1 protein-coding gene is annotated in these 612 nt (G+C 58.0%); it reads right to left on the reverse strand.

Annotation, left to right across the window (positions count from 1 at the left end; genetic code table 11):
* Nucleotides 1–198 precede the first annotated feature (198 nt).
* On the reverse strand, nt 199–612 hold a 414-nt coding region (locus tag ALO64_RS26310; RefSeq protein ID WP_235804994.1), incomplete at its 5' end, for a replication protein A.

Here is a 612-nt window from a genome sequence, read left to right on the forward strand (position 1 = left end):
TTTCGTCAGAGCCATGGTGGTGTTCCTTCCCTATCAAATTCATTGGGATTGCAGAGTAAGGGGTCAGCTTGGGGCAGGCAAGAGTCCCGCTCTCCAATAGCAGCCCCCATCTACCACGAAATGTAGAGACACGAACCAGGCTTGAGTTAGATCCGAATACTCACTGACGTAGTACTGAATTCATACGCCCACTCCCCATCATGAACCATCCTCATGTTCTGTTTTTAAGGGCTCTCCGGCTTGCGGCCCCTGCGGGACCGCAGATATCTGATGTACAGCGGATTGCACACCCGAGGCGCGGCCATCAGCAGGCTGACCTACAGGGGCCTGAACGGGTGGGTTAGCGGGTGAACGATCCTGCCGAGGAGGTACGGACACAGCCTTACGGCTGCCCCTCAGAACACTCACACTGGCAGGTCGGGAGACTTCCGTGAGGATGTGCGCGTAGCTGGCCACCGTTCTCACCGATACGCCGGCGAGCGTCGCAATCGCAGAACGTACCAGTGCCTTGCCCTGGTCTTGAAGCTGCCTGCACGCGGCCCGTATCTTCGATTCTGTGGCTTTTTGCCGCAGCTCATTAGTGCGCTTGGCCGCCAGGCTCTGCCGTTCGGT

It is taken from the genome of Pseudomonas meliae, from assembly GCF_001400515.1.
Lineage (GTDB): Bacteria > Pseudomonadota > Gammaproteobacteria > Pseudomonadales > Pseudomonadaceae > Aquipseudomonas > Aquipseudomonas amygdali.